The sequence below is a fragment of the Enterobacter cloacae complex sp. 370H10 genome (assembly GCF_050031535.1).
Lineage (GTDB): Bacteria > Pseudomonadota > Gammaproteobacteria > Enterobacterales > Enterobacteriaceae > Enterobacter > Enterobacter intestinihominis.
On the sequence record NZ_JBLGWG010000005.1, the window covers coordinates 1 to 2,511 of the forward strand.

A 2,511-nucleotide genomic window follows, 5' to 3' on the forward strand; every position below is an offset into this window, starting at 1 on the left:
CACGAGGGAGCCATCAGGGGGAAACGCCTGGTATCTTTAAGCCGCATCGGGTTTCGCCACCACTGATTTGAGCGTCAGATTTCGTGATGCTCGTCAGGGGGGCGGAGCCTATGGAAAAACGGCTTCGGCGCGGCCTTATGCCTTCTTCGCTAAGTATCTTCCTGGCATCCCCTAGCTGGCATCCCCTAGGAAATTTCTGCTCCACCCGTAAGCCCGTACCGCTCGCCGCAGCCGAACGACCGAGCGCAGCGAGTGAGTGAGCGAGGAAGCGGAATATATCCTGTATTACATTTTCTCCTGACGCGTTTTCTTTCATTTTCTGCGCCTGTCTTATGTAGCAGTTATGCTATGCGTTACTGCGGTGTTACATTTTAGCCAGTATACACTCCGCTAGCGCTGAGTGACTGGTCCGGCGCTGCGCCCGGAACCCGCCTGTACCGGTTCAGCAGCCGTTCCGGGCTGACTGCAATTTTTTTATTTTCCTGCCCGCTACCCTGTAAACCTTTCTTCTGCGTTGCCGTTAACAGGAGGTAAGCCATGTTTGGTTTTTCTTCCGGAGACCTGATGACTCTTGATGATGAGCGACACCTGTTTGTGTCTGTTGTTTCGGGCTGGCTCCGGCGTGCCGGGGGGATGCCGGAGCCATGATGCTGGATGCATACCGGCAGATTTTGTCTGAAACTGAACCGGCCGTAAGGACGGTCATGCTCGAATTTCTTGAATCCGTTCGCATTCATTACATTTCGTCCTGAGCATTTTCTGTATTTCTGTCCATACTTAAACGAGGCGGCCGTCACGGACGATGGTCGTCGTTGCATGATGCTGTTATGGATGAGTGAAAGTAATCTAATCTAACTTGACTTACCTTCCGGGCAGCTCCCCGGTTTTTTTTTGCCTGTTCCCGGGGAACCACTCAGGACAGGATGTGTATTTGTAATACCGCGCACGCGCCGGCATCACAAATACCCAGGTCAGGGCTGCGCCCCGACACCCCGCCATCGCCTCACGGCCGCGCACTGAATTGCGCACCCGTTCACCGATTTTCACGCATCTTCCTCGCCTGTCTGTGCGTTCAGCATGGTGTAAAGTGCTTCGGCCTGATCGTGCAGGTGCTCACAGCAGCCGGCAGCCTCATCCAGATCCATCTGTTCGAGCCGCTCGAGGAGGAGGAGTGTCTGTGAGCGGATAAATTTGGCCATGTTGAGGGCGGCGGATTCCTGTCTGGTCACTGGTGATTTTCCCCGTCTGGTGATGATTTTTGCGTGAAAAGAGCATGCCGTCATTCTGGTGCATAGTCATGCATGCCGTTAAAATTTAACAGGAGCGTTTCTGGCGGGTTCCGGGGTGGTTTGTTGTGGTTTTTGGTCATGGTTCCGTCAGAAAAGCGCTGAGTGCGTCTGAGGCGGTGCGGGCAACGGATGTTATGGTAAATTCTTGGGGGGCTTGATTATAAAAACCGCACTTCCTCTAATGTCTTGTGCTTTTTAGACAACCCTGGAAGCTTTTAGCTTTGGTGGTGCAATTTGCTGGGATTTTGGCGGAGAACCCCAGGTAAAGAAAAAGGCCACATTAGCGGCCTTTTTCGGAGAAGATGCTCAGTGCGGAATTTCGGAGACTTCTTTAACGTCGGTTTTATTGATCTGCTGTTTGACACCATTCGCGTCTGTATAGCCAAGCAGGCCTGAGTCTGATTCTTTAGGTTTGCCGTCGCTGACAATAGTGCGCCCGTCATTGGTGTGTATGGCATAGCTTGTGCGCGTGCAGCCGGTGAGGGCTGAAAGCGCAACTGCCGCTGCGAACACGGAAACAAAAATCTTTTTCAAAGCCAGCTCCTTTTATCCATATCAGTTTTGGTCACTAACCATCTAACTATAGGTCATTTTTTATGTGAAAAGAGGCTTGATGGTGGGCTGCATATCGAGTTAGGTGCGAGGTGTTATGGTTAAAGTGTGGTGTCTGGCGGGGAGGGGGCAGTGCGGGCTTATATCTGATGTAATCCGACCGATACATATACCAAGATGATTTAAGTATTCCTCTTTGTGAGGTTGGATGTCTAATTTATAAAAGGATCTTCTTGAGATCCTTTTTTTTCGCGCGTAATCTCTTGCCCTGTAAACGAAAAAACCACCCGGCAAGGTGGTTTTTCGAAGGTTCAGCAAACCGGCAAGTTTCTGAACCGTGGTAACAGGGTGTACAAGACCGCTGCCACCAAATTTGTCCTTCTAGTGTAGCCGCAGTCAGGCGTCAACTTCAAGAACTCTGCACCAGTAATCTTGTATACCCCTTACCAGTGGCCGCTGCCAGTGGCGTTTTTACGTGTCTTTCCGGGTTGGACTCAAGACGATAGTTACCGGATAAGGCGCAGCAGTCGGACTGAACGGGGGGTTCGTGCATACAGTCCATCCTGGAGCGAACTGCCTTCCCGGAACCGAGTGTCAGGCGTGGAATGAGAAACCGCGGCCATAACAGCGGAGTGACACCGGTAAACCGAAAGGCAGGAATGCGGGGGAG

3 protein-coding genes are annotated in these 2,511 nt (G+C 51.8%); all 3 read right to left on the reverse strand.

All coding sequences use genetic code 11. From position 1 onward, the window contains the following. Nucleotides 1-1,043: 1,043 nt before the first annotated feature. Entirely contained in the window at nt 1,044-1,229 is a 186-nt protein-coding gene (locus ACQG2Q_RS26550; protein ID WP_032105038.1) for a Rop family plasmid primer RNA-binding protein, read from the reverse strand. A gap of 366 nt (nt 1,230-1,595) precedes the next feature. Next, a complete protein-coding gene (locus ACQG2Q_RS26555; RefSeq protein WP_021243043.1) occupies nt 1,596-1,823 on the reverse strand; it encodes a YgdI/YgdR family lipoprotein in 228 nt (75 codons plus the stop codon). 427 nt (nt 1,824-2,250) lie between these two features. Then, a complete protein-coding gene (locus ACQG2Q_RS26560; protein WP_032610644.1) occupies nt 2,251-2,394 on the reverse strand; it encodes a hypothetical protein in 144 nt (47 codons plus the stop codon). Nucleotides 2,395-2,511: the final 117 nt, after the last annotated feature.